The sequence below is a fragment of the Hydrogenophaga sp. BPS33 genome (assembly GCF_009859475.1).
Taxonomy (GTDB): Bacteria; Pseudomonadota; Gammaproteobacteria; order Burkholderiales; family Burkholderiaceae_C; genus Hydrogenophaga.
Genome location: NZ_CP044549.1, coordinates 1,004,701 through 1,028,736, shown reverse-complemented (window position 1 = coordinate 1,028,736; position 24,036 = coordinate 1,004,701). Strand labels below are relative to the sequence as shown.

The 24,036-nt window shown below is 66.0% G+C and carries 27 protein-coding genes; 5 read left to right on the top strand and 22 right to left on the bottom strand.

Annotated elements, in window-relative coordinates; all coding sequences use genetic code 11:
* Positions 1 to 6 precede the first annotated feature (6 nt).
* Positions 7 to 807 (bottom strand): alpha/beta fold hydrolase, encoded by an 801-nt coding sequence (locus F9K07_RS04965; RefSeq protein ID WP_159589960.1) that lies wholly within the window; start codon positions 805 to 807, stop codon positions 7 to 9.
* A gap of 116 nt (positions 808 to 923) precedes the next feature.
* On the opposite strand from F9K07_RS04965, the gene F9K07_RS04960 reads away from it, so the two are divergent.
* Both F9K07_RS04960 and F9K07_RS04955 read left to right on the top strand, forming a co-directional pair.
* Entirely contained in the window at positions 924 to 1,718 is a 795-nt protein-coding gene (locus tag F9K07_RS04960) for an IclR family transcriptional regulator (protein ID WP_159589958.1), read from the top strand.
* A 21-nt stretch (positions 1,719 to 1,739) separates the two neighbouring features.
* Positions 1,740 to 2,798: a serine/threonine protein kinase gene (locus tag F9K07_RS04955; RefSeq protein WP_159589956.1), complete on the top strand. Its 1,059-nt coding sequence runs from the start codon at positions 1,740 to 1,742 to the stop codon at positions 2,796 to 2,798.
* 11 nt (positions 2,799 to 2,809) lie between these two features.
* Here the strand turns inward: F9K07_RS04955 and ehuA are convergent, their stop codons facing one another.
* From ehuA to ectA, 8 genes are all read right to left on the bottom strand, one after another.
* A complete protein-coding gene (gene ehuA, locus F9K07_RS04950; RefSeq protein ID WP_328794009.1) occupies positions 2,810 to 3,610 on the bottom strand; it encodes an ectoine/hydroxyectoine ABC transporter ATP-binding protein EhuA in 801 nt (266 codons plus the stop codon).
* Entirely contained in the window at positions 3,607 to 4,281 is a 675-nt protein-coding gene (ehuD, locus tag F9K07_RS04945) for an ectoine/hydroxyectoine ABC transporter permease subunit EhuD (RefSeq protein ID WP_159589954.1), read from the bottom strand. Before ehuD ends, ehuA begins: the two co-directional genes overlap by 4 nt.
* A complete protein-coding gene (gene ehuC, locus F9K07_RS04940) occupies positions 4,281 to 4,934 on the bottom strand; it encodes an ectoine/hydroxyectoine ABC transporter permease subunit EhuC (protein ID WP_159589952.1) in 654 nt (217 codons plus the stop codon). Before ehuC ends, ehuD begins: the two co-directional genes overlap by 1 nt.
* Positions 4,931 to 5,788 carry an ectoine/hydroxyectoine ABC transporter substrate-binding protein EhuB gene (gene ehuB, locus F9K07_RS04935; RefSeq protein ID WP_159589950.1) on the bottom strand — a complete coding sequence of 286 codons (858 nt, stop codon included), beginning with the start codon at positions 5,786 to 5,788 and terminating at the stop codon, positions 4,931 to 4,933. The genes ehuC and ehuB overlap by 4 nt, the downstream gene beginning before the upstream one ends.
* A gap of 33 nt (positions 5,789 to 5,821) precedes the next feature.
* Entirely contained in the window at positions 5,822 to 6,754 is a 933-nt protein-coding gene (thpD, locus tag F9K07_RS04930) for an ectoine hydroxylase (protein ID WP_442907431.1), read from the bottom strand.
* Positions 6,755 to 6,770: 16 nt separating this feature from the next.
* Positions 6,771 to 7,160 (bottom strand): ectoine synthase, encoded by a 390-nt coding sequence (locus F9K07_RS04925; protein WP_159589946.1) that lies wholly within the window; start codon positions 7,158 to 7,160, stop codon positions 6,771 to 6,773.
* 42 nt (positions 7,161 to 7,202) lie between these two features.
* On the bottom strand, positions 7,203 to 8,498 hold the full coding sequence (gene ectB / locus F9K07_RS04920) for a diaminobutyrate--2-oxoglutarate transaminase (protein ID WP_159589944.1): 1,296 nt from the start codon (positions 8,496 to 8,498) through the stop codon (positions 7,203 to 7,205).
* Positions 8,499 to 8,588: 90 nt separating this feature from the next.
* Positions 8,589 to 9,128: a diaminobutyrate acetyltransferase gene (gene ectA, locus F9K07_RS04915; protein WP_159589942.1), complete on the bottom strand. Its 540-nt coding sequence runs from the start codon at positions 9,126 to 9,128 to the stop codon at positions 8,589 to 8,591.
* A gap of 601 nt (positions 9,129 to 9,729) precedes the next feature.
* Here ectA and F9K07_RS04910 point away from each other — a divergent pair.
* Both F9K07_RS04910 and F9K07_RS04905 read left to right on the top strand, forming a co-directional pair.
* Positions 9,730 to 10,131, top strand: a complete 402-nt coding sequence (locus F9K07_RS04910; protein WP_159589940.1) for a GreA/GreB family elongation factor — start codon at positions 9,730 to 9,732, stop codon at positions 10,129 to 10,131.
* Between the two features lie 77 nt (positions 10,132 to 10,208).
* Positions 10,209 to 11,051: a universal stress protein gene (locus F9K07_RS04905; RefSeq protein WP_159589938.1), complete on the top strand. Its 843-nt coding sequence runs from the start codon at positions 10,209 to 10,211 to the stop codon at positions 11,049 to 11,051.
* Here F9K07_RS04905 and F9K07_RS04900 read toward each other — a convergent pair.
* Both F9K07_RS04900 and F9K07_RS04895 read right to left on the bottom strand, forming a co-directional pair.
* Positions 11,039 to 12,082, bottom strand: a complete 1,044-nt coding sequence (locus F9K07_RS04900; RefSeq protein ID WP_159589936.1) for an aromatic ring-hydroxylating oxygenase subunit alpha — start codon at positions 12,080 to 12,082, stop codon at positions 11,039 to 11,041. The two genes, F9K07_RS04905 and F9K07_RS04900, sit on opposite strands and share 13 nt — an antisense overlap.
* Positions 12,083 to 12,152: 70 nt before the next feature.
* Positions 12,153 to 12,635, bottom strand: coding sequence for a MarR family winged helix-turn-helix transcriptional regulator (locus F9K07_RS04895; RefSeq protein ID WP_159589934.1), 483 nt, complete (start codon positions 12,633 to 12,635; stop codon positions 12,153 to 12,155).
* Between the two features lie 82 nt (positions 12,636 to 12,717).
* Between F9K07_RS04895 and F9K07_RS04890 the strand changes: the two genes are divergently transcribed.
* Positions 12,718 to 13,629 carry a glutaminase gene (locus tag F9K07_RS04890; RefSeq protein WP_159589932.1) on the top strand — a complete coding sequence of 304 codons (912 nt, stop codon included), beginning with the start codon at positions 12,718 to 12,720 and terminating at the stop codon, positions 13,627 to 13,629.
* A 54-nt stretch (positions 13,630 to 13,683) separates the two neighbouring features.
* On the opposite strand, the gene F9K07_RS04885 is transcribed toward F9K07_RS04890, so the two are convergent.
* The 11 genes from F9K07_RS04885 to F9K07_RS04835 are packed head-to-tail and all read right to left on the bottom strand — an operon-like array spanning position 13,684 to position 23,975.
* A complete protein-coding gene (locus tag F9K07_RS04885) occupies positions 13,684 to 14,559 on the bottom strand; it encodes a MaoC family dehydratase (RefSeq protein ID WP_236581797.1) in 876 nt (291 codons plus the stop codon).
* A 35-nt stretch (positions 14,560 to 14,594) separates the two neighbouring features.
* A complete protein-coding gene (locus F9K07_RS04880; RefSeq protein WP_159589930.1) occupies positions 14,595 to 14,975 on the bottom strand; it encodes a Zn-ribbon domain-containing OB-fold protein in 381 nt (126 codons plus the stop codon).
* The gene (locus tag F9K07_RS04875; RefSeq protein WP_159589928.1) at positions 14,976 to 16,118 is read right to left on the bottom strand and encodes a thiolase family protein; all 1,143 of its coding nucleotides are present in this window, start codon (positions 16,116 to 16,118) and stop codon (positions 14,976 to 14,978) included.
* On the bottom strand, positions 16,115 to 17,104 hold the full coding sequence (locus F9K07_RS04870; RefSeq protein ID WP_159589926.1) for a tripartite tricarboxylate transporter substrate binding protein: 990 nt from the start codon (positions 17,102 to 17,104) through the stop codon (positions 16,115 to 16,117). The genes F9K07_RS04875 and F9K07_RS04870 overlap by 4 nt, the downstream gene beginning before the upstream one ends.
* Before the next feature lie 56 nt (positions 17,105 to 17,160).
* Positions 17,161 to 18,054 carry a succinate--CoA ligase subunit alpha gene (locus F9K07_RS04865; protein WP_159589924.1) on the bottom strand — a complete coding sequence of 298 codons (894 nt, stop codon included), beginning with the start codon at positions 18,052 to 18,054 and terminating at the stop codon, positions 17,161 to 17,163.
* Positions 18,051 to 19,256, bottom strand: a complete 1,206-nt coding sequence (locus F9K07_RS04860) for an ATP-grasp domain-containing protein (RefSeq protein WP_159589922.1) — start codon at positions 19,254 to 19,256, stop codon at positions 18,051 to 18,053. The genes F9K07_RS04865 and F9K07_RS04860 overlap by 4 nt, the downstream gene beginning before the upstream one ends.
* Positions 19,253 to 19,711, bottom strand: coding sequence for a MaoC family dehydratase (locus F9K07_RS04855; RefSeq protein ID WP_159589920.1), 459 nt, complete (start codon positions 19,709 to 19,711; stop codon positions 19,253 to 19,255). The genes F9K07_RS04860 and F9K07_RS04855 overlap by 4 nt, the downstream gene beginning before the upstream one ends.
* On the bottom strand, positions 19,708 to 20,166 hold the full coding sequence (locus F9K07_RS04850) for a hypothetical protein (RefSeq protein ID WP_159589918.1): 459 nt from the start codon (positions 20,164 to 20,166) through the stop codon (positions 19,708 to 19,710). The genes F9K07_RS04855 and F9K07_RS04850 overlap by 4 nt, the downstream gene beginning before the upstream one ends.
* A 44-nt stretch (positions 20,167 to 20,210) precedes the next feature.
* Positions 20,211 to 21,698, bottom strand: a complete 1,488-nt coding sequence (locus tag F9K07_RS04845; protein ID WP_159589916.1) for an acetyl-CoA acetyltransferase — start codon at positions 21,696 to 21,698, stop codon at positions 20,211 to 20,213.
* Entirely contained in the window at positions 21,695 to 22,933 is a 1,239-nt protein-coding gene (locus tag F9K07_RS04840) for a CaiB/BaiF CoA transferase family protein (protein WP_159589914.1), read from the bottom strand. The genes F9K07_RS04845 and F9K07_RS04840 overlap by 4 nt, the downstream gene beginning before the upstream one ends.
* Before the next feature lie 37 nt (positions 22,934 to 22,970).
* Positions 22,971 to 23,975: a Bug family tripartite tricarboxylate transporter substrate binding protein gene (locus tag F9K07_RS04835; RefSeq protein WP_159589912.1), complete on the bottom strand. Its 1,005-nt coding sequence runs from the start codon at positions 23,973 to 23,975 to the stop codon at positions 22,971 to 22,973.
* Between the last annotated feature and the right edge of the window lie 61 nt (positions 23,976 to 24,036).

The following is a 24,036-nucleotide window of genomic DNA, read 5'->3' as shown; positions in this document are numbered from 1 at the left end:
TTCTGTTCAATCGCTCTGGGCTGGCAGCGCGGCGAGAAACGCCAGCAGCGCAGCATTGAATGCATCGGCCTGTTCGGCGAAGGCGTAGTGCGCGGCGCCGTCGATGCAGACAAAGCGCGCGTGTGGGATCAAGCCGGTCAACGAGCGCATGCCGTCGGGCCGTCCGACCTTGTCCTGCGCGCCCGCGATCAGCAGCGTGGGCACGCTCACGGCCTTCAGGTTCTCTTCACCGTCGTAGCCGACGATGGCTTCGATGGCGGCGCAAAAGGTCTCCGCCCGCATGCCCGAGGCCACGTCGACCACCAGGTCCACCTGCGGCCCGCAGGACGTCGGCGCCAGCATGCCGCGGATGACCGGCAAGGCTGCTTCCTTGAACGGCAGCCCGCGGCGGATCGGACCGATGCGCTCTTCGGCGAACGTGGCCTTGTCCTGCGCCGTCTTGCGCGAGAACGTGGCCACGGTGGCCGAGACCACGATGCCGTGCACCCGCTCCTTCGCCAGCAGCGAGGCCAGCGGCGCGACGATGCCGCCCATGCTGTGGCCCACCACCACATTGACCCGCGTGCCTTCGCGCTCGATCAGGCGCGCGGCGGCCTCGGCCAGGCCTTCGATGGACAGGCCCCCTTCGGGCAAGGGGCTCATGCCATAGCCCGGCGCGTCCCAGGCCACCACCCGGTAGCCGGCCAGCACCAGCGTCTCGATGAGCGGGCGGAAGTAGGCGCGGCTGCCGTACGCACCGTGCAGCAGGAAGACTGTGGTATCGGCGTCGCCGGCCACCTCGTAGTCGGGAAATCGGTATGTGTTCATGCGGTGCAACTCTAGGCAGCGGGGCTCGCCGCGGCGAGGGCTATGTGGCACAGTTCCGCATTCCGGAACTTGCGAAACTTCCTCTCGCGCCCCCTTTGCCTGGCCAGGAACATCCCATGACCCCCACCCTGCACATGGCCGCCATTCCCACCCACGACCGCGACTTCGTGGCCTCGCTGGCCAAGGGCCTGTCCATCCTCTCGGCCTTCGAGCATGCCGACGTGCTGGGCAACCAGGAACTCGTGGACCTCACCGGCATGCCGAAGGCGACCGTCTCGCGCTTCACCGGCACACTGGAGAAGCTGGGCTACCTGCGCTTCGACGAGAAGCAACGCAAGTACCGCGTGGGCGGCCGGGTGCTCAACCTGGGATCGATCACCATGCAGAAGCACGGCATCCAGCGTGTCTCCGCGCCGTTCATGCAGCAACTGGCCGACGAACTGGATGTGAGCGTGCTGCTCGCCACCCGCGAGCACTCGCGCATGCTGCTGCTGGACATCGTGCGCCCGCCGATCTGCTCCGTCACGATCAACAAGCAAGTGGGCGACCTGCTGGCCATGGAGACGACCTCGCTCGGCCTGGCCTACCTGGTCGCCTCGCCGACCCGGGAGCGCGCGGCCATTCTGAAGGAGCTGCAGCGCGTGTCCTCGGTGGACTGGCCGAGCTACCGCGCCGATGTGGAGCGGGTGCATGCCGAGTACAAGCGCCTGGGGTTCGTGGTGTCACGCCGCGTGCGCGGGGGCGTGCTGAGCGCGGCCGCGGTGCCCATCGTCTCCAGCGGCTCGGAGATCTTCGTGCTGTCCTGCGCGGCACCTTCACAGCAATTGAGCAAGGCACGGCTGGAAAAACGCGTGGGCCCCCGGGTGGCCGAAGCCGCCAAGGCCATCCAGACCGCCTTGCGAACCGGGTGAAGCCAACGGCGACAATCGCGCATGACTTTGCCCGCCGACGACACCGCCCGCCCAACCCATCCCTACAGCGCCCTCACCCCGGATGTGGTGCAGGATGCGCTCGGCCACATCGGACTGTGGGGCGACGGGCGCATGAGCGCGCTCAACAGCTTCGAGAACCGCGTCTACCAGATCCACCTCGAATCGCCCCTGGACGGGGTGGACCAGGTGGTGGCCAAGTTCTACCGCCCCGGGCGTTGGAGCGATGCGCAGATCGCCGAAGAACATGCCTTTGCCGAGGAACTCGCCGCCGCGGAAATCCCGGCCGTGCCGCCGTTGCGTGTGCAAGGCCGAACGCTGCACCACTTCGGCGGCTTCGCCTTCGCGGTCAGCCCACGCCGCGGCGGACGCCGCCCTGAGCTGGACAACTTCGAGGTGCTCGAATGGATCGGCCGGTTTCTCGCGCGCATCCACACGGTGGGTGCGGCACGGCCCTTCGTTGCAAGGCCGGCGCTGGATGCGGCGGCCTTCGCGCACGAGCCGCGCGACTGGCTGCTGGAACACCATGCCATCGCGCCCGAGGTGCGCAGCGCCTGGGCCGAGGCGCTCGAAGAAGCCCTGGCGCTGATCGAAGCGCACCCGGTGTTGCGCAGCGGTGCCGCGGCGCAGAACCTGGAAGACGGCATCCAGTGCATCCGCCTGCACGGCGATTGCCACCCGGGCAACATCCTCTGGACACCCGAGGGGCAGCCCGGCGCGGGTCCGCATTTCGTGGACCTGGACGACGCGCGCACCGGCCCGGCCGTGCAGGACCTGTGGATGCTGCTGTCGGGCGATCGCCGCCAGCAGACGCAGCAACTCGGTGCGCTGGTCGACGGCTACGAGCAGTTCCGCCCCTTCGACCGGCGCGAGCTGGCGCTGATCGAGCCGCTGCGCACGCTGCGCCTGATCCACTACAGCGCCTGGATCGCGCGCCGCTGGGACGACCCCGCGTTTCCGATCAACTTCCCCTGGTTCGGCAGCCGCGACTACTGGCAGGGCCAGGTCGACATGCTGGTGGAGCAGATCGAGGAAATGCAGGGCGAGCCGCTCGTGGCGTGACCCCAGTTGCGTTACACCGCATCCATCACCGCCCGCAGGAATTGCTTCGTGCGTTCCTGCTTCGGGTTCTCGAAGAACGCGTCCGCCGGTCCCTGTTCGGCAATACGCCCCTGGTCAAAGAAGCAGACGCGGTCGGCGAACTCCTTGGCAAAGCCCATCTGGTGGGTGACCATCAGCATGGTCAGATCGTGCGCCTGGCCGAGTTCGCGGATCACGCCCAGCACCTCGCCACAGAGCTCCGGGTCGAGCGCCGAGGTGACTTCGTCGAACAGCATCACGCGCGGTCGCATGGCCAGCGCACGGGCAATCGCCACGCGCTGCTGCTGGCCACCCGAGAGCTGGGCCGGGTAGTGGTCGAGCTTGTCGCCCAACCCCACCATGCGCAGCAATTCGCCCGCGCGCTCGCGCGCCTCGTCGGCGCTCAGCTTGAGCACGGTCATGGGCGCCTGCATGCAGTTCTTCAGCGCCGTCATGTGCGGAAAGAGGTTGAACTGCTGGAACACCATGCCCACCTGGGCGCGCATGCGGCGCAGGTGGGTGGCGTCGGCACGGACCAGCGACTGACCGCGCGGCATGTGGGTGAGGGGTTCGCCGTCGATCCAGATCACGCCCGCATCGATGGTCTCCAGCGTCATCAACATGCGCAACACGGTGGTCTTGCCCGAGCCCGATGGGCCGATGATCGCGACCTTCTCATGGGCAGCGACGTCCAGGTCCAGCCGATCCAGCACGGTGAGCGCGCCGTAGCGCTTGGTCACGGCGGCGAACCGCACCATGGGCACGGCGGAAGTGGAGGACGGCACGGGGTTCATGACCGGGTCTTTCTGCGGCGTTGCAGGTGTTGTTCCAGTTGGCGGATCAGCGCGGCAGCGATGAGGCTGAACGCGAGGAAGAACAAGCCCACCAGCGTGATGGGCTCGGTGTATTGAAAGCTCTCGGAGCCGAGGATCTTGGCGGTCTGCATCAGCTCCATCAAGGCGATCACGGACAACAGGGGTGTCTCCTTGAACAGCGCGACCAGGTAGTTGCCCAGCGCGGGCACCACGGGCGGAATCGCCTGGGGCAGGATCACGTCCTTGAAGGTGGTCCAGGGTGAGAGGTTCAGCGCCACGCAGGCTTCCCATTGGCCCTTGGAGACGTTGTCCAGGCCCGCGCGGTACACCTCGGAACAGTAGGCGCCGTAGTGCAAGCCGAGCGCGAGCACGCCCGTGAGCATGGCATCCATCGTGATGCCGAACTCCGGCATCACGTAGTACAGAAAGAAGATCTGGATCAGCAGCGGCGTGGACCGCACGAATTCGACGACGGCACCTACCGCCAGCCGCAGCGCCTTCGGCCCCGCCATGCGGCCGATGGCGAACACAAGGCCCACCCCCAATGCCAGGGCAAAGCCCAGCAGCGTGGCCTTGACCGTGACCACCGAGGCCTCGGCCAGGATGGGCAGCACTTCCCAGGCGTAGTCCCAGTCCCAGACCGGTGCCATCAGGCCACCCTCCCCCGGCGCAAACCGCGCGCGGCGTGCTTCTCCAGCGTCCTCACGCCCAGCGTGATCAACATGGAGAGCCCCAGGTAGAGCAGCAGCACCAGCGAAAACACTTCCAACGTGCGCAGGGTGTTCTGGTTGATCTGCTGCGCCTTGAAGCTCAGGTCCGACAAGGTGATGAGCGACACCAGCGACGTTGCCTTGAGCAACTCGATCAAGAGATTGCCCCAGGGCGGAATCATGGCCACGAAGGCCTGCGGAAGAATGACGTGGCGCAAGGCTTCGGTGCGGCTGAAGTTCAGCGCCGTGCAGGCTTCCCACTGGCCGCGCGGCATCGACTGGACCGCGCCGCGCACCACCTCGGCCCCATAGGCGCCGATGTTCAGGCCCAGCGCCACGATACCCACCGCCATCGGCTCCAGCGTGATGCCGAAATGCGGCAGCACGAAGAACAGCCAGAACAACTGCACGAGTGCCGAGGTGCCGCGAAAGGTTTCGATATACACCACCGCCAACCCGCGCACGGGCCTCGGTCCATACAGCTTGGCCAGGCCGGCCAGCACCGCCACCGTGCTGGCCAGCAGCGCGCCACCGGCCGCCACGGTCACCGTGACCCGGAGACCCTTCAGCAGTTCGGGCAGCAGTTCAATCATTCACCGGCGCAGTGTTGCGCGGTGGTCTTCTCCGGCAGGTTGGATTTGTCGAACCCGAACTCCGCGGTCATGGCCAGGTGCTCGGGCGTGCCAATGAACTTGGCCAGCTCGGCGTTGACCGCATCGCGCAGGCTGGTGTCGTCCGGGCGGAAACCGAACGAGCCTTCGCCCTTGTAGATCTTGCCGTTGTGGGTGAAGGTGAAGGGCTCGGCACGGACGATCGAACCGTCCTTGTCGGCCAGCCCCTTGGCGGTGAGCGACGTGAAGGCGGCGGCCGACGCGCGGCCCGACTTCACGGCCGCCACGGCGGCCGCGATGTTGGGCACCACCATTTGCTGCTGCCGTTTCATGCCCGCCAGCTTGCCGTGCTCGATCTCGGCCGTGCCGGCCACGAAGGCGACCTTCTTGCCGCTGGCCACGGCATCCTTGTACCGCGTCAGCCCATCGGGGTTGCCGGTCTTCACGATCAGCGCCTCGCCCACGCCATAGGTGGGCTCGGCGAAGACGATCTGCTCGCAGCGCTTGGGCGTGATGTACATGGATGCCACGATGGCGTCAAAGCGGCCCGCCTTCAGGCCAGGAATCAACGAGCCCCACTCGGTCAGCACGCCGTCGACCTCCTTGACGCCGAGTTGTTTCATCACATGCTCGAACACGGCGGGCGACTCGCCCGTGAGCTTGCCCGATGCATTGGCAAACGCAAAGGGCGCCTCGTTGGCGAAACCCACGCGGATGAAGCCTTGCTCCCGGATTCTTTCCAACGTGGTCTGGGCACTGGCCAGACCGGCGGTGGACCACACCACGGCACCCAGCAGGCCAAGGGCCGTTCGGCGCAACACAGAGGTTTTTTTCATGAAGGTTCTCCTTGAATACACGCGCCATGGCGCTCAAACGGGCGTGAAATCCCGCCGCTCGGCAATGAAATTGGGACGCGGGGGAAGCCCGCAGAACGGATCGGTCGGCGCGTTGTGCACGCTGTTGTAGACCACGAAGACGTTGCTGCGCGCCAGCGGGGTGATGTTCGAGCTCGAACCGTGCATCACATTGCAGTCGAAGAACGTGACCGAACCGGCCAGGCCCGTCGGTGCCGTGATACCGAAGTCCTGCACCAGGCGCGTGAGGCTGGCGTCGTCGGGTACCCCCACTTCCTGTTGCTGGAGCGAGGCCTTGTAGTGCTCTTCGGGTGTCGCACCCACGCAGCTCACGTAGCGCTGGTGCGAACCCGGCACGATCATCAGCGGTCCGTTGTACGGTGTGTTCGCGGTGAGCGCGATCGAACAGCTCAACAGGCGCATGGCGGGCACGCCGTCTTCCATGTGCCAGGTCTCGAAGTCCGAATGCCAGTAGAACTCCTTGCCGCGAAACCCGCCCTTGTAGTTGATGCGCGACTGGTGGATGTACACCTCGCTGCCGAGCAACTGGCGCGCGATGGCCACCAGCTTGGGGTGCTGGCACAGCGACTTGAGAACGGCGCTGCTCTGGTGCACGGCAAACAGCGAGCGCAACTCGCGGCTGCCCGGTTCGACCACCGCTTCGTCGGCACGCTTGACCGCCTCGCTCGCGCGCAGGCGCTGCAGCTCTTCCAGGCAGGTCAGCACCTCGTCGGGCGTGAGCAGCTGGTCGAAGTTGAGGTAGCCGTTGTCCTCGTAGAACATCAGTTGGCTGTTGCTCAGGCTGCCTTGTTCGGGCGTGCCCCATACCACCGGGTCGAGCCGCTTCTTGATCTGACCCCGTGCGCCGAAGCGCGAGGGGTAGCGGTCGTCTTCGCGGGGCTGGGCGAGAACGGGTCGGGCGGCCGCGCCCATGCCGGTCATGCTCATCATGCGCGTGCCCTCCTCAGTCGGCCAGCGCGTAGGCGCCGGATGCGTCGTGCACCTCGCGGCCGGTCAACGGCGGGTTGAACACGCACACCATGCGCATGTGCGTGCCCTTGTTGGCGCGCAGCACATGGCGGTCGTGGTGGTTCAGCGCGTAGAGCGTGCCGACGCGGATGGGGTGGGTCTGGCCGGTGCCCAGGTCGGTGATTTCACCCGCGCCTTCGATGCAGTACACCGTCTCGAAGTGGTTGCGGTATTCCATCTCCAGCTCGGCGCCGGGTTTGATGATGGTGTCGTTGACCGAGTAACCCATGCCCGCGTCCTTGTAGATGAGGCGTCGGCTGGTCCAGCCTTCGGTGTCCACGTCGGCCGGGGTGTTGAGGATGTCGTCGAGGTGTTTCACGATCATGGTGGGATTCCTTTGTTCGGTGGTGAAGAGGCTTGGATGGGCTCAGGCGGCTTCCGCCAAGGCATGCGCTTCGCCCGTGGGTGCGCCGTCCTTGCCCGTCAACACGGCCACCAGGCTGGACTCGATCACGCCGAGCCCGTGCTGCAACTCTTCTTCGGTGATGGTCAGGCTCGGCAGGAGCTTGAGCACCTGGTCGTCGATGCCCGCGGTTTCGATGATGAGACCGCGCTCGAAACACGCCTTGGACACGCGGGCGGCAAGGCCCGCATCGCCGAACTCGACACCCCAGATCAGGCCGCGACCCCGCACCTGCGCGCCGGGCACGTGCTTCGCCACCATCTTCTGCAGTTGCTTCTGCACCATGCGCTCTTTCTTGGCCACCGCTTGCTGCAGCCGCCCGTCTTCCCAGAAGGTGAGCGCGGCGGTGGCGGTGACGAACGCAGGGCAATGGCCCCGGAAGGTGCCGTTGTGTTCACCCGGCGCCCATTGGTCGAGTTCCGGCTTGATGAGCACCAGCGCCAGCGGCAGGCCATAGCCCGAGAGCGATTTCGACAGCGTGACGATGTCCGGCACGATGCCGGCTTCCTCGAAACTGAAGAAGCTGCCGGTGCGCCCGCACCCGACCTGGATGTCGTCCACGATCAGCACGATGCCGTGCGCTTGCGTGATCTGGCGCAGGCGGCGCAGCCACTCGACGCTGGCCACGTTGACACCGCCCTCGGCCTGCACCGTCTCCACGATCACCGCCGCCGGTGTGTCCATGCCGCTGCCGTTGTCGTGCAGCATGGCTTCGAAGTAGTTCAGGGTATCGATGTCCTGGCCCATGTAGCCGTCGAACGGCACGGAAGCGGTGTGACCCAGCGGCACGCCGGCGCCCGCGCGCTTGAAACTGTTGCCTGTGACGGCGAGTGCGCCCAGCGTCATGCCGTGGAAGGCATTGGTGAAGCCCACCACCTGCTCGCGCCCGGTGACCTTGCGCGCGAGCTTGAGCGCAGCCTCCACCGCATTGGTGCCGGTCGGTCCCGGGAACTGGAACTTGTAGTGCAAGCCGCGCGGCTGCAGGATGACTTCGTGGAAGCGCTCGATGAAGCGCTGCTTGGCCTGGCTGTACATGTCCAGCGTGTGGGTGATGCCGTCGCGCATGAGATAGCCCAGCAAGGCTTGCTTGATCTTGTCGGGGTTGTGGCCGTAGTTCAGCACGCCCGCGCCGGCGAAGAAGTCGAGGTAGCGCTCTCCTGCCGTGTTGGTCATCCAGGAGCCCTTGGCGCTGCTGAAGACGGTGGGGAAGCTGCGGCAGTAGCCGCGCACTTCGGATTCGAATTGTTCAAAGATGTTCATGTCTCTTCCTTCTGAAATGTTGGCGCGCGGTCGGGGCGGATAGCCCGTGCTCGACACGCGCTGGGAACGGGCGCCCGCAGGCGTCCGGCGTCAGGCGCGCGGCGAGGTGCCGTGCGACAAGGGACCGATCCGAAACAAGGGTTCGGGTGCATGGTCGTGGGGGAACATGTCGGCCGTGAAATGGGTTCGCTCCTCGCAAGCCACGTCATGGGCGCGCGCGAACCGGCGAAACAGCTTTTGCGATGCCGGGTTGTCGTCTGCGACGGTGGCGCTCACATACCGGCACGTCGCCAGTGCCGGCAATGCGCGCCAGTGCTCCAGCAACTGCATGCCCAGGCCTCGGCCTTGAAGGCCCGGCAGCACGCCCACCTGCCACACGAAGGCCGCGTCCGGATCGTCGGGCACGCGGTAACCGATGACCATGCCAATGGGCCTGCCTTCTTGCTCGGCCACCAGGCAGGTGCGACCAAAGTCGGTCGCGAACAGCAGGTAGAAGTAAGCCGAATTCACCTCCAGCGTGCCGGTGGCCCTGGCGATCTGCCACAGGGATGCACCGTCGGTGGGACGGGCTGCGCGAAATTGAAGGGGAACGGAAGCGGAGGTCGGGTTCTCGACGGTCTTAAGGGTCATGCAATGGGTTGTCTTGGTGACACGTTCCGTGCGCCTTTCGCACCCGAACGTGCCACACCGCGTCAACGCCACATGGGCGGGCACCGCGGCTGGCCGGCCCGCTCCTGCGGACCTACAAAAAAACTCAAGCGACCGGCTGGCCGTTGAACGATCACCGGCCCACAGAAGAGAGGCGACACGCGTGCCGCATCGGGAGCCAGAGGGACAAGGGCTTTGCGCCTCGTCCTTTTTTAGGTTAACCCGATACGCCGATCGATGCAACCCGTCCCCTCAAGATCGGCATGCCTGCGTGCCCATGCGCGCAATGCGCGATCGCAATACCGCACTGCGGCGGTGCGTCACTCGCCACGCAAGAACACCAGCGGCCGAGGCTGCCTACAATGCCACCCATGGCCCTCCCCTGCTCCATCGCAACGACGACCCCTACCGCGCAGCACGCGCGAATGGGCGCGGCAGGACTGCGCCAGCCCGCCGCACATTCCTAAGCCCGGCGATACCCCTCCTCACCTTCTTGCGCAATCCATCTATCGCCGGGCCCACAGCTCAGCGCGATCGCGGCCGCCGCCTTGTGGGCGTCGGGCCGCCCCCAATGGAGTTGCACATGCAAAAAGTCCTGGACAGCGAACGCATGCTCACCGAGCTCGATTTCGCCCGCCTGAAAAACCTGCCTGCCGCGCAGGTCTCAACCGACCTGCTCGACACCCTGGAATCGTTGGAACAGGTGCCCTCGCAGTCGATTCCCGCAGACGTCGTCACGATGTATTCGCAGGTGATGGTCGCCGATCTGCAGACGGGCAAGCAGCAAAAGCTCACCCTGTGCTACCCCGCCGACGCGGAACCCCACGTGGGCTTCATCTCGGTGCTGTCGCCAGTGGGCGCGAGCCTCATCGGGCAGCGCGTGGGTGCCATCGCGCGTTGGCAGACGCCCAATGGCGACCAGTGCGCGGCGGAAGTCGTCGAGCTGTTGTTCCAGCCCGAAGCCAGCGGCGACTACACCACCTAAGCCGCGCTTCGATCTTCATCCATCGCGTCCCTGCAGGCTGTGCGCCACAGGGCGGGCTTTCGTACGTCAGGACTTCCATGAACTTCGATTCGATTCTCGCCGTCTCCGACTTCACCGTGAACTCCGAACACGCCTTGGAGCGTGCCGCGTTGCTCGCGCAGCAACACCAGGCCACCTTGCGCCTGGCATTCCACACCGAAGACCGCCACCCCTACCTGGCCCATCCCGTCGCGCGCCTGGAGCAGCGCGCCCGCCAACTCGGCCGGCGCTACAACCTGGTCGTGCACACCGTGCAGAAGATCTGTTCGATCGACGAGCTCCTGGAAGAAGCGAAGTCTGTCGATCTTCTCGTCATGGGGCCACTGACCCACCGGCATTGGAAGCGGTTCCACAAGGGAACGACCCTGGATCAGGCCGTGCACGGCAGCACCTGCCCGCTGCTGGTGGTCAGGCGCCAGGCCGCGCGGATGTACGAACGCGTTCTGGTGTCGATCGATCTGTCGCCCCAGTCTTCCACCTTGATCGACATCGGCCATCGCTTGTGCCAGCCCTCTCAGTTGCGCCTGTTCCATGCCATCGACACGGTCGGCGAAACCAAGCTGCGTTCGGCCGATGCGTCACAGCAGGCCATCCAGTCCTACCGCGTGAGTTCTCGGCAAAACGCGAAGGAACGCCTTGCCACACTCGTCGACAGCCTGGAGCGGCGAGATCGCCCGGTCACGTACGACGTCGGCCACGGTGACCCGGCCTACTCGGCGGCGCTGCAGCAACATGCCACACGGGCTGAACTGATCGTAGTGGGCAAGCGCCGCCTCTCGGCATGGGAGCGGATCGTGACCGGCAGTGTGGCGCAACGCCTCGTCAAGTGGGCCGACGGCGATGTGCTGGTCACGCCGTTCGAACGCTTTCAAACGACTTGAGCGCAGGCTTCCTTCGCGAGGAGCTCGTCGATCATGCGGCGGGACTGCACACCGCCGGCATCGATGTTGAGCTTGAGGAGCTTGCGCTGCGCAAAGTCATCCAGGTTGCGCTGCTGGTGTTCGAGCACGGCCATGTCTTCCGCGAAGATGCGGCCCTGCCCGTCGCGGATGCGCTCGGTGAGCGCAGCATCCTGCGGCCGGAAGCGGCGCGCCATGCCCCAGAAGTACCACATCGACCCATCGGCTTCGGGTGTGATGAAGTCGGTCACGATGCTGTAGGCCTTCTGGTCATCGGGCGCATCCACACCACCGAGCCCTGCCACCGCCACACCCACTTCGATCAGCACATGGCTGGGCGGTGAGAAGCGGCAGATCTGCCAGCGGTCCACTTTGGTGTCCTCAGGCACGCCGATGGCCGCCAGGGCATCGCGCCAGAACGGTGGCGCGTCAATGCGCTCCATGAAGCGGCTCGTGACCACCGTTGCGCCCTCGCGGCGCGTGGTGCACGGCGTTTCGTCGATTTCCTCCTGGCCGATGCTGGTGGCATGCACATAGGTCTCGTGCGTGAGATCCATCAGGTTGTCGATCATGAGCCGGTAGTCGGCCTTGATGTGGTAGAGGCCGCCGCCATAGGCCCAGGCCGGGTTGCCATGCCATTCGAGCACCGGAATGGCCGAGGTGTCGGCACCATCGGCCTCTCCCGCCCAGACCCAGACAAAGCCATACCGCTCCTCCACGGCAAAGCGCTGGATGCGCGGGAAGGCGCCCACGCGCTGGCCCGGCATCGAGCGCGTCACGCCATCGCCGCCCATGGCCAGGCCGTGGTAGCCGCACACCAGTTCACCTTTGCACACGCGCCCGAGCGAGAGTGCAGCACCCCGGTGCGGGCAAAAATCTTCCACCGCCTGCACACGGCCTTGCGCATCGCGAAAGAAAACCATCCGCTCGCCCAGCAGGCGCCGGCCCAACGGAGCGTCGCCCACTTCCGCCGAGGTGGCCCCCACATACCAGGCATTGCGTATCCAGCTCATGGCAGTCTCCTTACTTCATTCAGTACACTGAATGAAATGTAGCCAAGTCAGAAACGACCGTCAACCGGATTCAGATGAGGGGCTGGTTCAGCAGTTTGTGCATCAGCCGCATGAGCACGTCGCGCTCGGCGGCGTCGAGGGCATGCAGGATGCGATCGGCCAGCACGGCTTCGGAACGCAGCATCTGCGCAATCACGCGCTGCCCCTCCTCGGTCAGCTCCAGGCGACGCTGGCGGCGCGCGCCGACTTCGCGCACGATCCAGCCGTCGCGCTCCAGCCGCACGGCAATCTCGGCCGTGGTGGAGGTGTCCAGCGCGATCGCGGCGGCCAGCGTCACCTGGTCAATGCCCGGATGTTCCTGCAGGATGCGCATCGCGGCGTATTGCAAGGGCGTGATGGCACGGCCAAACACCTCGTTGAAGCACGACACCGAGTGCTGATGGGCGCGCCGGAACAGATGGCCGGGTTCGTGCAGGCCCAGGGTGGCCTCGGGGTTGCCCGCGGCAGGCGTTGCGGAACTGGCGGGACGGCGGGTTCGGGTGGAGGTGGACATGGAGGGGGTGGCGCGAGGGGTGGTGCTGACGCCGCATTCTGGACCAATCGAAATCGGATCCCCCACCCAGCACAATCGGGCCATGCCATTCCAATCCATTCTCGAAGACATCGTCCAGACCCTGCGCCCTGAACTGGGGCAGGAAGGCCGCGTGGCCGATTACATCCCCGCGCTGGCGCGCGTGCCGGCGGAACAGTTCGGCATGGCGCTGCGCACCTGCGACGGCCAGGAAGCGCAAGCCGGCGACAGCGCCACGCCGTTCTCGATCCAGAGCATCTCCAAGGTCTTCGCCTTGGCCATGGGCATGCGCGCCATGGGCGAAGACCTGTGGCAACGCATCGGCCGCGAGCCCTCGGGCAACCCGTTCAACTCGCTGGTGCAACTGGAAGCCGAGCAAGGCACACCGCGCAATCCCTTCATCAATGCCGGTGCGATCGCCGTCACCGACCGGCTGGTGAGCCGGGGCGACGCCAAGGCGGGCATGCTGGAGCTGGTGTCCGGCCTGTGCGGCGAAACGGTGTATTTCGACGAGGAGGTAGCAGCCTCGGAAGCGGCAACGGGCTTTCGCAACATCGCGCTGGGCAACTTCATGAAGAGCTTCGGCAAGATCGACAACGGGGTGGCCACGGTGCTCGATGCCTACTTCCACCATTGCGCGGTGCGCATGAGCTGCCTGCAACTGGCGCGCGCCACGAGCTTCCTGAGCCGCGATGGTCTCAATCCTTTCAACGGCGAACAAATGCTGACCGAGCGCCAGACGCGCCGCATCAACGCGCTGATGCTGACCTGCGGCACCTACGACGCGGCGGGCGAGTTCGCCTTTCGCATCGGCCTGCCGTGCAAGAGCGGGGTGGGCGGCGGCATTGTCGCCGTGGTGCCCGACCAGCTGAGCCTGTGCGTGTGGTCTCCCGCGCTGGATGCGACGGGGAATTCACTGCTGGGGATGAAGGCGCTGGAACTGTTCACGGCGCGCACCGGGTTGTCGGTGTTTTGAAGGCTGTCGAGCTGCCCTGCTCCCGCAGGTCCTTGGAGCCGACCTCGGAGAAGCTCACTGGAATTCGGCGTAGCCCGAATCCAGCACCACGGTGTTCCTCTCCAGCACGCGCGCGCGAAAGGCGACGCCTGTCGCTTGGCGGTACATCTCCATCCGGACCGTTTCTCCCGGCATGACCGGTGCCGTGAAGCGCGTGAACAGCGTCTTGAGCCGGCTGGGGTCGTAGTCGCCATACGCGGCGACCAGCGCGTACCCGGCGATGCCGTAGGTGCAAAGCCCATGAAGAATCGGCTTCTCGAAACCGGCGGCTCGCGCGACGGCGGGCACCGAGTGCAAGGGGTTGCGGTCGGCCAGCAACCGGTACAGCAACGCTTGCTGGGCCAAAGTCGCCACATCGAAGATCTGGTCGGGTGGCCCGTCAGGCACCTTCGCGGGTGGCGCCGCCGGCGTGTCGGTCAGGCCATCGTGCGCAGAGAACCCGCCATTGCCACGGCAGAAGGTGGTGTGCGTGACCGTGGCCAGTTTTGCCTGGGTCTGCGCGTCGAACAACAGCTTTTCATAGGTCACCGTAGCGCCACGCCCCTCGCCCTTGTCGACGATGCGGGTGACGCGGTGCCGCGCGATCACGCGCCCAGCGGCCGGCATGGGCGCGTGCAGGGCAATGTGCTCCTCACCATGCACCATCTTGAGCACATCGATGCCGGTGTCGGGGTGCCGCATCCACGTACCTGGAAAGCCGATCACCGTGGACAGGGTGGGCATCGCCAGCGGTGTGCCCTCTTCCACGTCGTTGACGAACCGGAGCTGCCGTTCGTCCAAGGGGTCCGCCCCGACGCCGATGCTCAAGGCGTAGAGCATGCTGAAGTCCGAGGTGTAGTGGTGTTCGATGTCTTCGAACTTCCAGTCCATGAGCTTGCGGTAGTGGATCAATCGAGTTCCTTGCAGAGTGCGATGGCGATGAGGGGTCAGTCAGGTGTCGCGGGCGAAAAACGCAGCAGCGGTTGCCCTTCGTGCACGAAGAAATGGGCCATGACACGCGTGCCGATGGCCACCCCGGGTTCGGCGTGGGCCATGAGGCGTGGCCCCTCGTCCAGGTCGACGAGCACGAGCGTGTAGGGCACCAGGGCGCGGAATGCATCGGAAGGCGCACGCGCCACGACGGTGACCGCGACCACCGTGCCGCGCCCGGTGGCTTCATGCCATGCAAGAGATGCGCTCCCGCAGCCGGTGCACGCATAGCGCGCCAGCGTTTGCGCGGTGCCGCAGACGGTGCAGCGCTGGTACCGCACGATGCGGTTGCGCAGGCCTTCGGTGTAGGGGCAGCTGGGTGTCTTGTCGTCGTCCACTCAGGCCTCCCGCGAAAGGATGAGACTGACATGCGATGACATGACGCCACCGTCAGCGTGGACAAACGCACGGCTTGCACGCGACACCTGCCGCGGGCCCGCGGTTTGCGCCAATTGGCGATACGCCTCCACCGCGTGCGCCATGCCACCGGCCACGCCGCAGTGGCCGAACGACAGCAACCCTCCGTGCGTGTTGAGCGGCCAACGCCCGTCGCTCGAAAAGGCGCCCTCTCGCAGCAAGCGGGACGACCCGCCCACGGGCGCAAAGCCGGTTTCCTCCAGCAGCATGGCCAGCGTGATGGTGAACGAGTCGTAGATGGCCAGGTAGTGAATGTCGGACCGCTGCAAGCCAGCGCTGTCCAGCGCGCGTTGTGCGGCGTCGGCGGCACCGCAGTGGCGGATATCGCGCCAGGCCGATATGTGCTGGTGCCGATGGGCCTGTCCTGCGCCGATGATTTCCACGCGCGCCGCATCGGGCGCGTCGGCCGACACCACCAACGCCACCGCGCCGTCAGAGATCGGGCAGCAGTCCGCCAGCTTGAGCGGTGAGGAAATGGGCTTCGAAGCGAGCACGTCTTCCAGCGTCAAGGGGTCTCGCAAGTGGGCATCGGGATGCTTCGCCGCTTGCTGGCGCATCTGCACCGCGAACGCGGCGAGATCACGCTCCGTCAGCCCGGTCTCGTGCATGTAGCGCGAGGCCATGAGCGCGTAGTAAGCCGGCACCGAGCCGCCATTGGGCACTTCGAATTCGGCGTCGCCGACCTGGGCGAGGGTCTGGATCGACATGTCGCGCGTCTGCCCGCTCAACCGGTTCTCACCGGCCACCACCAACACGTTGCGGCAGGTCTGGTTGCGCACCAGTTCGCGCGCCAGCATGATCATGGCGCCTCCCGTGGCACCGCCCAGTTGAAGGCTGTGGGCATAGGCCGGCGTCAAGGCAAACTTTTCGCAGAAGAGCGTGGAGAGCATCAGATGCGGGAAGGTGGTGGCGTAGCCGCACAGCACCCCATCGATCTGGCGGTGATCGAGTTGAGCCTCGTCCAGTGCCGAGCGCGCCGCCTGCGCCATGAGGTCGAGCGCACTGCGGTTAGGGATGCGCCCGAAGGCCGTGTTGCCCACGCCTGTGATGAACGCCCTGGTCATGGAACGATGTTGGCTTTGCGCGCGACATCCTGAAACTCCTTCATCTGGGCTTTGAGGAATTCACCGAACTGCTGGGGCGTCTGGCCACCACCGGGCTCCGCGCCATCGCGCACCAGCAATTGCTTGATCTCGGGATCGGCCAGGGCTTTGTTGAATTCGCGGTTCAGGCGCTCGACGATGGCGGGCGGTGTTCCGGTGCGCGCCATCACGCCATACCAGGCCGCCAGATGCAATCCGGGCAGGCCCGCTTCCGCCACGGTCGGCACCGTGGGTGCGTTGGGGTAGCGCTGTTCTGAAGCGACCGCCAGCGCGCGCAGCTTGCCGCTGACCAGGTGCGGCTCCATCGTCAAAAAATTGCCGATCCACATCTGCGTCTGCCCTGCCACCACGCTCATGACGGCGGGTGCCGTGCCGTTGAAAGGTACGTGCACGAGGTCGGTCCCGGTGCGCAACTTGAAGAGCTCGCCCGCGATGCGCGGCAGCGAACTCGCGCCTGCCGACGCGAAGTTCATGTCGCCCGGTTTGCTCTTGGCCAGCGCAATGAACTCCTGCAGGTTTTTCGCGGGCAGCTGGCCGTTGATGAAGATCGCATACGGCAGCCGCGTGATGAAGGCGACGGGCACGAAGTCCTTCTCCGAATCGAACGGCAGGTTCGGGTAGATGCTGGGGTTCGCGGCGAAAGTCTGGGTGCCGAACAGCAGGGTGTGCCCGTCGGCAGGCGCGCGGGCCACAAACGCGGCACCAATCGTCTGGCCCGCACCGGGTCGGTTGTCGACGATCACCGATTGGCCCAGGGAGACGGTGAGCTTTTGCGCCAGCGCGCGGGCGATCACATCGGTGCCGCCCCCCGGCGTCACACCCAGCACCAGCTTGATGGGGCCGGTGGGGTACGGATCCGCCGCCGATGCGGCGGTTGCCGTGAGCAGCCCCAGCGCCACCAGTGCGCTCAGAGCTCCGTGAAACATGCGTTGCGCGAACGTGTGCATTTGCATTCCCCTAGAGTGCGGCCGCCGTTGTGATGCGGCCTGGGTGGTAGACAACATCAACGAAGCAAACTTCCCAGCAGCGGCGAGATTTCTTCCAGCGACAACACGACATGCACCCCTGCCTTGCGCAAGAGCTCTCGCTTGGCCGACGCGCTCTGGGCCACGTCGGTGATCATGGCCGCCGCATGCCCAAAGCTGATGCCCGGTGGATAGCGCTCCTGGAACTCGCCCGCGACCATGCCGATCACCGGTTTTCGCGTGGCCCCGCTGGCCACGAGTGCCGCCACTTCCTGTTCGTTGTCCGTGCCGGGTTCGCCGAAGAGCACGACCGCTTGCGTGGCGACGTCCTCCTCGAACAGGCGCAGGTAGTCGGCCATGCGCATGCCGGTGACCGCGTCTCCCCCCATGCCGATCGCGGACGAGATGCCGTACCCCCCAGCTTTCAGCGCGAGGCCGATCTCGGCCACCATGCCGCCCGAGCGCGAGACCACGCCAATCGATCCTGGCAGGAATATCTCCGCCGGGTTCATGCCGCCGATGCCCCCGAGCTTGCTGTGTCCCGGTGAAATCACCCCATTGGTGTTGCAGCCCACCAGATGGACGCCCGCGCGGCGCGCCGCGGCCACCACCGCGACCACGTCGTGCTGTGGCACGTACTCGGCGGTGACGACGATGAGGCGGATCTGCGCATCGATGGCTTCCAGCACTGCCGGCTTCACGGCCGCCGGCGGCACGTAGAGCACGGACGCGTCCACACGGCGTCCTTCGGTGGCGCGGCGCACCGTGTCGAAGACCTCCACGCCGTGCACCTTCTCGCCACCGCGGCCCGGCGTCACGCCGGCCACGATGCGCGTGCCATAGCGCAAGCACCATTCCGTGTCGAAGCGGGCCTGTGCACCGGTGATGCCTTGCACAATGGCGTGGGTAGAGGAATCCAGAAGGATGCTCATGGCGCTGCCTCCTCCACCACGCGGTGGGCGGCAGTGAGCTCGACCACCATGCGGGCCGCCTCCTTCAGTGTGGTGCCGCGCGGCACGTAGTGGATGTTGGGTCGGCCCGCGATCATGGCGCGCGACGCTTCTTCGCCCGCGCCGAAGAGGCGGATCACGATGGGCAGTTGCCGCGTGTCGATCTGCTTTTCGTCCAGCACTTCGACCAGCGTGCGCACCCGAATGTCGGTGCGCGCCATCTGCGCAAAATTGAAGCCCACGAGCAGACCGCGCAACGCCGGGTTGTCGAGAATCGCCGTCAACACCGCCCTGAGCTTCGTGGTGTCGGCCGATGTGGGGGGCGTCACGCAGTGGTTGGCGGGGGCCCCGCCGAACGACAGCACCAGGTCGTGCTGGTAGAGCCCTGCACCGCCGCCGCCGACCAGCAGGCCGATGTCGCCCGCGAGCTCCACGTATTGGCACTCGCCACCGCTGGGCAATCGGTTGGCCAGTGCCACGGCACGTTCGCGTGGGTTGTCGGGCAGGGGATCGGCCGACGCGCTCCATTCGGGATGCCGGAACATCGCATGCGGGTCGACACCCATCATTGCGCCGACCAGGCAGAGGCGTCCGCCGGAACCGATGGCCAGTGGGTTGATCTCCAGCATCAGGCCATCGGCCGCGCAGAAGGCTTGGTACAGCCGGCTGCTGAGGTCCGCGAGCGCACCCAGGGCGGGCCCTGTCACACCGGCCCTCAGCCACAACTCGCTGGCCGCCCAGGGGGTGAGACCGGTGAGGGGATCAATGTCGGCCTGCACGATCGCATCGGGGTCTTCGCGCGTGACGTCTTCAATGTCGACGCCGCCTCGCCGGCTCAGGAGAATCCGCGGCATGGCGCCGCTGAGAAGGAATGCGAGGTAGTACTCGGCTTCGATGGCCATGCGTTCTTCCACGTAGACCGCTTTCACCGCGTAACCGTTGACCGTGCGACCGATCAAGCTGTCCGTTGCACTGGCGCGCTGCTCGGCGTCGTCGGCCATGAGAACGGCGCCGGCCTTGCCGCGGCGGCCCGTGGGCACCATGGCCTTGACGACGGTGGCGCCGGAGAAATCCCGCACGGTGGCGCGCGCGGCTTCGGGCGACTGCGCCGCCACACCCCAGGGCACGGGCAAGCCCTGGTCGCGCAGCCATTGTTTGGTGGTGGCTTCGTTCAGACGGATCACGGCTGTTGTCCCCCGTCTTGCGGCATGGGGCAAGTGGCGGTACCCACCAGCACCTGCTGAGCCTGCGCGTTCTCGCACCACACGGTGAACTCGGCGACCGCGCGGTCGTCGTCCCGCTGCACGATGGCATCGAGCTGCAGCTTGGACACCAGGCTGTCGCCGATCTGGACGCTGCGCGGAATCTTCACGTTCATGCTGCCGCCGCTGAACCAGGCCAGGCCCATGGTGTCGACCATCAGTCCTGCCATGTGGCCCTCCCACTGCGTGCCCGACGCCACGATGTGGGGAAGACCGGCGGCAGCCGCCGCTTTCTCGTCCGTGTGCAGGTTCTTGTCGGGCCAGCCGGGCTTGTCCAGCGGACCGCCGGACAAGGCCAGCACGCGCGAGAGCGTGATCGTGCGCACGGCGCTGCTCCGGATGTCGCCCGGTTTCATGGAGAGGATGGGAAGGTTCATGATTTTTCCTCCAGCGCTGTGCGCCTGGCCGTGTCGAGCGAGAAGAAGGTGGATGAAATTTCGCGCCGCATCACCTCCTCGTTGCTCTCGTCAAAGAGGGTCGCCACATAGTCCTGGTAGATCTTGTTGCGCTGCTCGTAGGTCTTGGTCACCACCCACTGCACGCGCAACCGGGTGCCCACGCGAACCGGTTTGAGAAACGTGGTGCAGTCGCGGGCCAACGCAGAGCCGAGATGGGGTGCCTGCCGAAACGAAGGGCTTCGGGTGCGCGGGCTCATCTGCATCAGGACGACCGGGTGCACCAGCGGCGGCTCGCCGTTCTGCCCATGCAGGTACAGCGGGTTGAAGTCTTCCACCGCAAACAACCACTGCTGGTTCAGGTCGGCGCTGACCTTGAACTCAAAATCTTCGTACCGATCTCCTGCTTGCAATTCGTGGGCATAAACCGCTGTCATACGTGTTCCTGTGTGCGTGGATGAATGGGGGCGTAGCGCGCAGGTCAGAGCACTTGGGCGATCTGGTTCGCGCGCACGCGCACGCGCTCGCCCACCAGTTCGCGCTCTTGCACGATCGAAATCAAGGCCGCGTCTTCGGTGGTGGCCAAGGCGCGCTCGGCGCTGGGCGTATCGAGCAAGGCGATGCCTCTGGGTGGGTGGTCGCGCCCGTACAGCACGGTGACGCCGACCACCGTGGCGTCGCCGCTGAAGTCGTCAAGCACCTGGTGGATGGGCGTTCGGGCCGCGACCGTGTCGGTGAGATCCGCGTGCACGAAGGGGGCCGTGGGTGCATCCACCGACCAGAGCCCGAACCCCTGCTTGGTCAACACACCCGACACGCACGACAGCAAGGCGTTGCGCCCCTTGCCGGCCCGCATCAACTCGGCGGCCCTGCAGGTCGCCTGAAGGAAGTAGTTGTTGTAGGGACCACCCGCGAAAGCCATGCCGCCGGTCAAGCTGAGGTCGCGCTCCAGCGGAAGGCCCAGTGCCTCGGCATAGGCCTGAACGGCAATGGGAAAGCAGCTGTAGAAATCAATCAGATCCAGCTGCCCTGCGTCGATGCCGCCCGCGTCCAGAACAGCTCGCCCGGCGATGCCCGCACCGACACAATCGGCAAGGTTGGCCCGCGCCGACACCGGCACCATGTGGTTGGACTCGGCGCTGGCCCGCGCGTAGATCCAGCGCGATCGAGGAATGCCCAAGGCCTGCGCGCGCGACGCGGAGCACAGCAGCAAGGCAGCGCCCTGGTCCACATTCCAGTTGGAGCAGTGCCGGCGCGTGTACGGAAACGCCTGCATGGGGTTGTGCGCCGACACCTCGCGAATGTCGCTCGGCGAGAACGGATGGGCGTTCCAGGCGTGTGGGTTCTTCGCAGCGATGTGGCTGAAGCGGCTCCAAAGCGCTGCGATGCGATCGCGGTGCTGGGCGACGCCAAGTCCTTGTTTCGCGCGGTACGCCGATTCGAGAATGGCATACAGGCCCACCGGCATCTGCATGCCCGCGCGCCGTTCTACCGGGTGGCGCAGGTCCTCCGCAGGCTCCATGAAAATGTCCGGACGGTCGTGCTGCTCGCGGTTCACGACCGCCTGTTGTTCCAGCTGTGCACGCAGCAGCCGGTGGCCCGCATCGGCGCCCGCCACCAAGGCCGATGCGATCTCGCCGCGAGCGATGCGCGCGCAGGCATCGCCCACCAGCGTTTGCTGCAACACACCGACCGTGGCCAGCACCGTGGTGGCATCCCGTGCGCCGGTCTTGCGCGCAATTTCCCCCGCCGGATTGGCATAGGACCAGCGGCCGCGTGGAACGGCAATGTGTTCGATCTCTTCGAGCATGTGGGGCGCCTGGCTGTCGGCACCTGCAGCGGCCACCGCCTCCTGCATGAGGTCCATCGGTTCCAGTGCGTCTTGAAACGCTTGCTCACGCCGGCTTGACGTGCCGAACCCCACGAGCACGGGCGTGTGGGCTTGCCAGCCCGCGTCCGCTCGGTTCATGCGCCCATGCCTTCGGTTTGCGCCTGCGCCATGCGCACCACACCTTGCGCTTCCAGCTCGCTCAGCGCTTGCGCATCGAGCCCGAGCAAGCCGCGCAGCACGGCCGAGGTGTCTTCGCCCAGCGACGGGCCAGCGCGGTGGATGCCACCGGGCGTGTCCGACAGCTTGGGCACCACACCCGTCATCGTCACTGCATGCAGCGCAGGATGGTCCACCGACACCAGCATGTCGCGCGCCCGGAAGTGCGGGTCCTGGAAGATGTCCTGCACGGTGTAGACCAGCGACACGGGAATGCCTGCGGCATCCAGCAGCGTCTGCACCTCTTGCGCGCTGTGCCCGGACACCCAGGCGGCGAGCGCGGCGTCCACCTCGTCAGCGTGTTCGGCGCGTGCCCGCACCGTTGCGAAACGCGCATCGTCGACCAGATGGGGCGAACCCATGGCCACGGCCAGTTCCCGGAACAGTTTGTCGTTGTTGGCGGTGATGAGCACGTAGGCGCCGTCGTTGCCCACGTAGAGGTTGTTGGGTGCCGTGCTCTGCAAGCGCGAGCCGGTGCGGCTGGGCACCACCTTCAGGCGATCGTAGGCCGGCACGATGGATTCCATCATGCTGAACGCGGCTTCGTACAGCGCCGCATCCACCACCTGGCCCCGGCCCGTTTTCTCGCGTTGCAACAAGGCCAGCGCCGCGCCATAGGCGGCGTACACCGAGCCCAGGTAGTCGGTGGTGGCGAGGCCGACGCGAGAGGGTGGCCGGTCGGGATCGCCCGTCATGTGGCGAACGCCCGCGGTCGCTTCGCAGATCGCGCCATAGCCTGCCTTGGCACTGTAAGGCCCGGTCTGTCCATACCCGCTGATGCGCACCAGCACAAGACCGGGGTTGTCGCGCTGCAGCACGTCGTAACCCAGGCCGAGGCGCTCCAGCGTGCCCGGGCGAAAGTTCTCGACAACGACGTCACACCGCTTCGCCAACGCACGCACGATCTCCACCCCGCGTGCCGTTTTCAAATCGATCGACACCGCCTTCTTGTTGCGCAGAATCGAGCTGGCATACAAGGAAGTGTCGCCCTCGTGGTACCCGAGGTTGCGCACCGAATCGCCTTCGAATGGCTCGACCTTGATGACCTCGGCACCGAAGTCGGCCATCAGGCGTGCGCACGCGGGACCGGCAATGGTGCTGCAGAGTTCCAGCACGCGGTATCCCAACAGCGGACCGCTAGGCACGGGTTTTGTCATTCGATTCCTTCCTTGATCGCGAGCATTCACGCGGGCGCTATTGCGCCGTGATGTTGTTGTCCTTGATGATCTTTCCCCACTTCTCGGACTCGGCGTTGATGTACGCCGCGAACTCGGCGGGCGTGCTGCCGATGGGGACTTCGTCGTGGTCGGCCAGGTTCTGTGCCACGTCGGGCATCTTCAGAATCCTGGCCACCTCGGCCTGGATCTTCTCGACCACGGGCGCCGGCGTGCCGGCCGGCGCGAGCAACCCGAACCACGAGCCGGCCGCGTAGCCACGCAGACCTTCTTCGCTGATGGTGGGCACATTGGGCATGTTCGGCGAGCGGGCCGCGCTCGTGACCGCCAATGCCCGCACCCGGCCGGCATCGATGGGCACCTTGGCCACTTTCGAATCGACGATTGCGAGTTGCACCACATTGCCCAGCAGCGCGGTCATCATGGGCGCTGCGCCGCTGAAGGGCACGTGCGTCATCTCGATGCCGGCCATCGATTTGAGAAGCTCCACCGCGAAGCGCAAGGAGGAACTCACGCCGCTGGAGCCGAAATTCAGCTTGCCCGGGTTCTGCTTCGCGTAGGCGATCAGTTCGCTCAACGTGGACACCTTCAACTCCGGATTCACCACCAGCGTGAGACTGGCCGATGCCACGAGCGAGACCGGCACAAAGTCTTTCTGCGGGTCGTACGGCAACTTCGCATACAGGAAGGTGTTCACCGGGAAGACGTTGGTGGTCATCAGCAGCGTGTAGCCATCGGCGGGCGCCTTGGCCGCCGCCGCCGTGCCAATGAGCTGGCCCGCGCCGGGCCGGTTGTCGATGGTCACCGGTTGGCCCCATGCCTGCGCGAGTTTCTGCCCGATGAGGCGCGCGAGATGGTCCGTGGGGCCACCGGGCGCGACGGCCACGATGATGCGCAGGGGCTTGGCGGGGTAGGCCTGCGCGAAGACCTTTGGGTGCCCCAATCCCAACAAGGCGAGCGCCGTGGGGGTGCGCGAAAGAAATGACCGGCGTGGCGCCGATGTGTCGGATTCGAAACGTTTCATGCTTGTCTCTCTTTCTTTTCGACGTCAACAAAACGCTTGCGCAAAGCGCATCCCTGCACCG

Excerpts from the sequence above, each read along its gene's own strand:
- ehuA (WP_328794009.1), bottom strand. The coding sequence starts at position 3,610 with ATGAACCCCGTGCCGTCCTCCACTTCCGCCGTGCCCATGGTGCGGTTC.
- ehuC (WP_159589952.1), bottom strand. The coding sequence starts at position 4,934 with ATGATTGAACTGCTGCCCGAACTGCTGAAGGGTCTCCGGGTCACGGTG.
- F9K07_RS04900 (WP_159589936.1), bottom strand. The coding sequence starts at position 12,082 with ATGAGCTGGATACGCAATGCCTGGTATGTGGGGGCCACCTCGGCGGAA.
- F9K07_RS04960 (WP_159589958.1), top strand. The coding sequence starts at position 924 with ATGACCCCCACCCTGCACATGGCCGCCATTCCCACCCACGACCGCGAC.
- thpD (WP_442907431.1), bottom strand. The coding sequence starts at position 6,754 with ATGAGCATGACCGGCATGGGCGCGGCCGCCCGACCCGTTCTCGCCCAG.
- F9K07_RS04925 (WP_159589946.1), bottom strand. The coding sequence starts at position 7,160 with ATGATCGTGAAACACCTCGACGACATCCTCAACACCCCGGCCGACGTG.
- F9K07_RS04965 (WP_159589960.1), bottom strand. The coding sequence starts at position 807 with ATGAACACATACCGATTTCCCGACTACGAGGTGGCCGGCGACGCCGAT.
- ehuB (WP_159589950.1), bottom strand. The coding sequence starts at position 5,788 with ATGAAAAAAACCTCTGTGTTGCGCCGAACGGCCCTTGGCCTGCTGGGT.
- F9K07_RS04865 (WP_159589924.1), bottom strand. The coding sequence starts at position 18,054 with ATGAGCATCCTTCTGGATTCCTCTACCCACGCCATTGTGCAAGGCATC.
- F9K07_RS04845 (WP_159589916.1), bottom strand. The coding sequence starts at position 21,698 with ATGAACCGAGCGGACGCGGGCTGGCAAGCCCACACGCCCGTGCTCGTG.
- F9K07_RS04890 (WP_159589932.1), top strand. The coding sequence starts at position 12,718 with ATGCCATTCCAATCCATTCTCGAAGACATCGTCCAGACCCTGCGCCCT.
- F9K07_RS04870 (WP_159589926.1), bottom strand. The coding sequence starts at position 17,104 with ATGCACACGTTCGCGCAACGCATGTTTCACGGAGCTCTGAGCGCACTG.
- F9K07_RS04850 (WP_159589918.1), bottom strand. The coding sequence starts at position 20,166 with ATGACAGCGGTTTATGCCCACGAATTGCAAGCAGGAGATCGGTACGAA.
- ehuD (WP_159589954.1), bottom strand. The coding sequence starts at position 4,281 with ATGGCACCGGTCTGGGACTGGGACTACGCCTGGGAAGTGCTGCCCATC.
- F9K07_RS04875 (WP_159589928.1), bottom strand. The coding sequence starts at position 16,118 with ATGACCAGGGCGTTCATCACAGGCGTGGGCAACACGGCCTTCGGGCGC.
- F9K07_RS04895 (WP_159589934.1), bottom strand. The coding sequence starts at position 12,635 with ATGTCCACCTCCACCCGAACCCGCCGTCCCGCCAGTTCCGCAACGCCT.
- F9K07_RS04840 (WP_159589914.1), bottom strand. The coding sequence starts at position 22,933 with ATGACAAAACCCGTGCCTAGCGGTCCGCTGTTGGGATACCGCGTGCTG.
- F9K07_RS04835 (WP_159589912.1), bottom strand. The coding sequence starts at position 23,975 with ATGAAACGTTTCGAATCCGACACATCGGCGCCACGCCGGTCATTTCTT.
- F9K07_RS04855 (WP_159589920.1), bottom strand. The coding sequence starts at position 19,711 with ATGAACCTTCCCATCCTCTCCATGAAACCGGGCGACATCCGGAGCAGC.
- F9K07_RS04955 (WP_159589956.1), top strand. The coding sequence starts at position 1,740 with ATGACTTTGCCCGCCGACGACACCGCCCGCCCAACCCATCCCTACAGC.
- F9K07_RS04910 (WP_159589940.1), top strand. The coding sequence starts at position 9,730 with ATGCAAAAAGTCCTGGACAGCGAACGCATGCTCACCGAGCTCGATTTC.
- ectB (WP_159589944.1), bottom strand. The coding sequence starts at position 8,498 with ATGAACATCTTTGAACAATTCGAATCCGAAGTGCGCGGCTACTGCCGC.
- ectA (WP_159589942.1), bottom strand. The coding sequence starts at position 9,128 with ATGACCCTTAAGACCGTCGAGAACCCGACCTCCGCTTCCGTTCCCCTT.
- F9K07_RS04905 (WP_159589938.1), top strand. The coding sequence starts at position 10,209 with ATGAACTTCGATTCGATTCTCGCCGTCTCCGACTTCACCGTGAACTCC.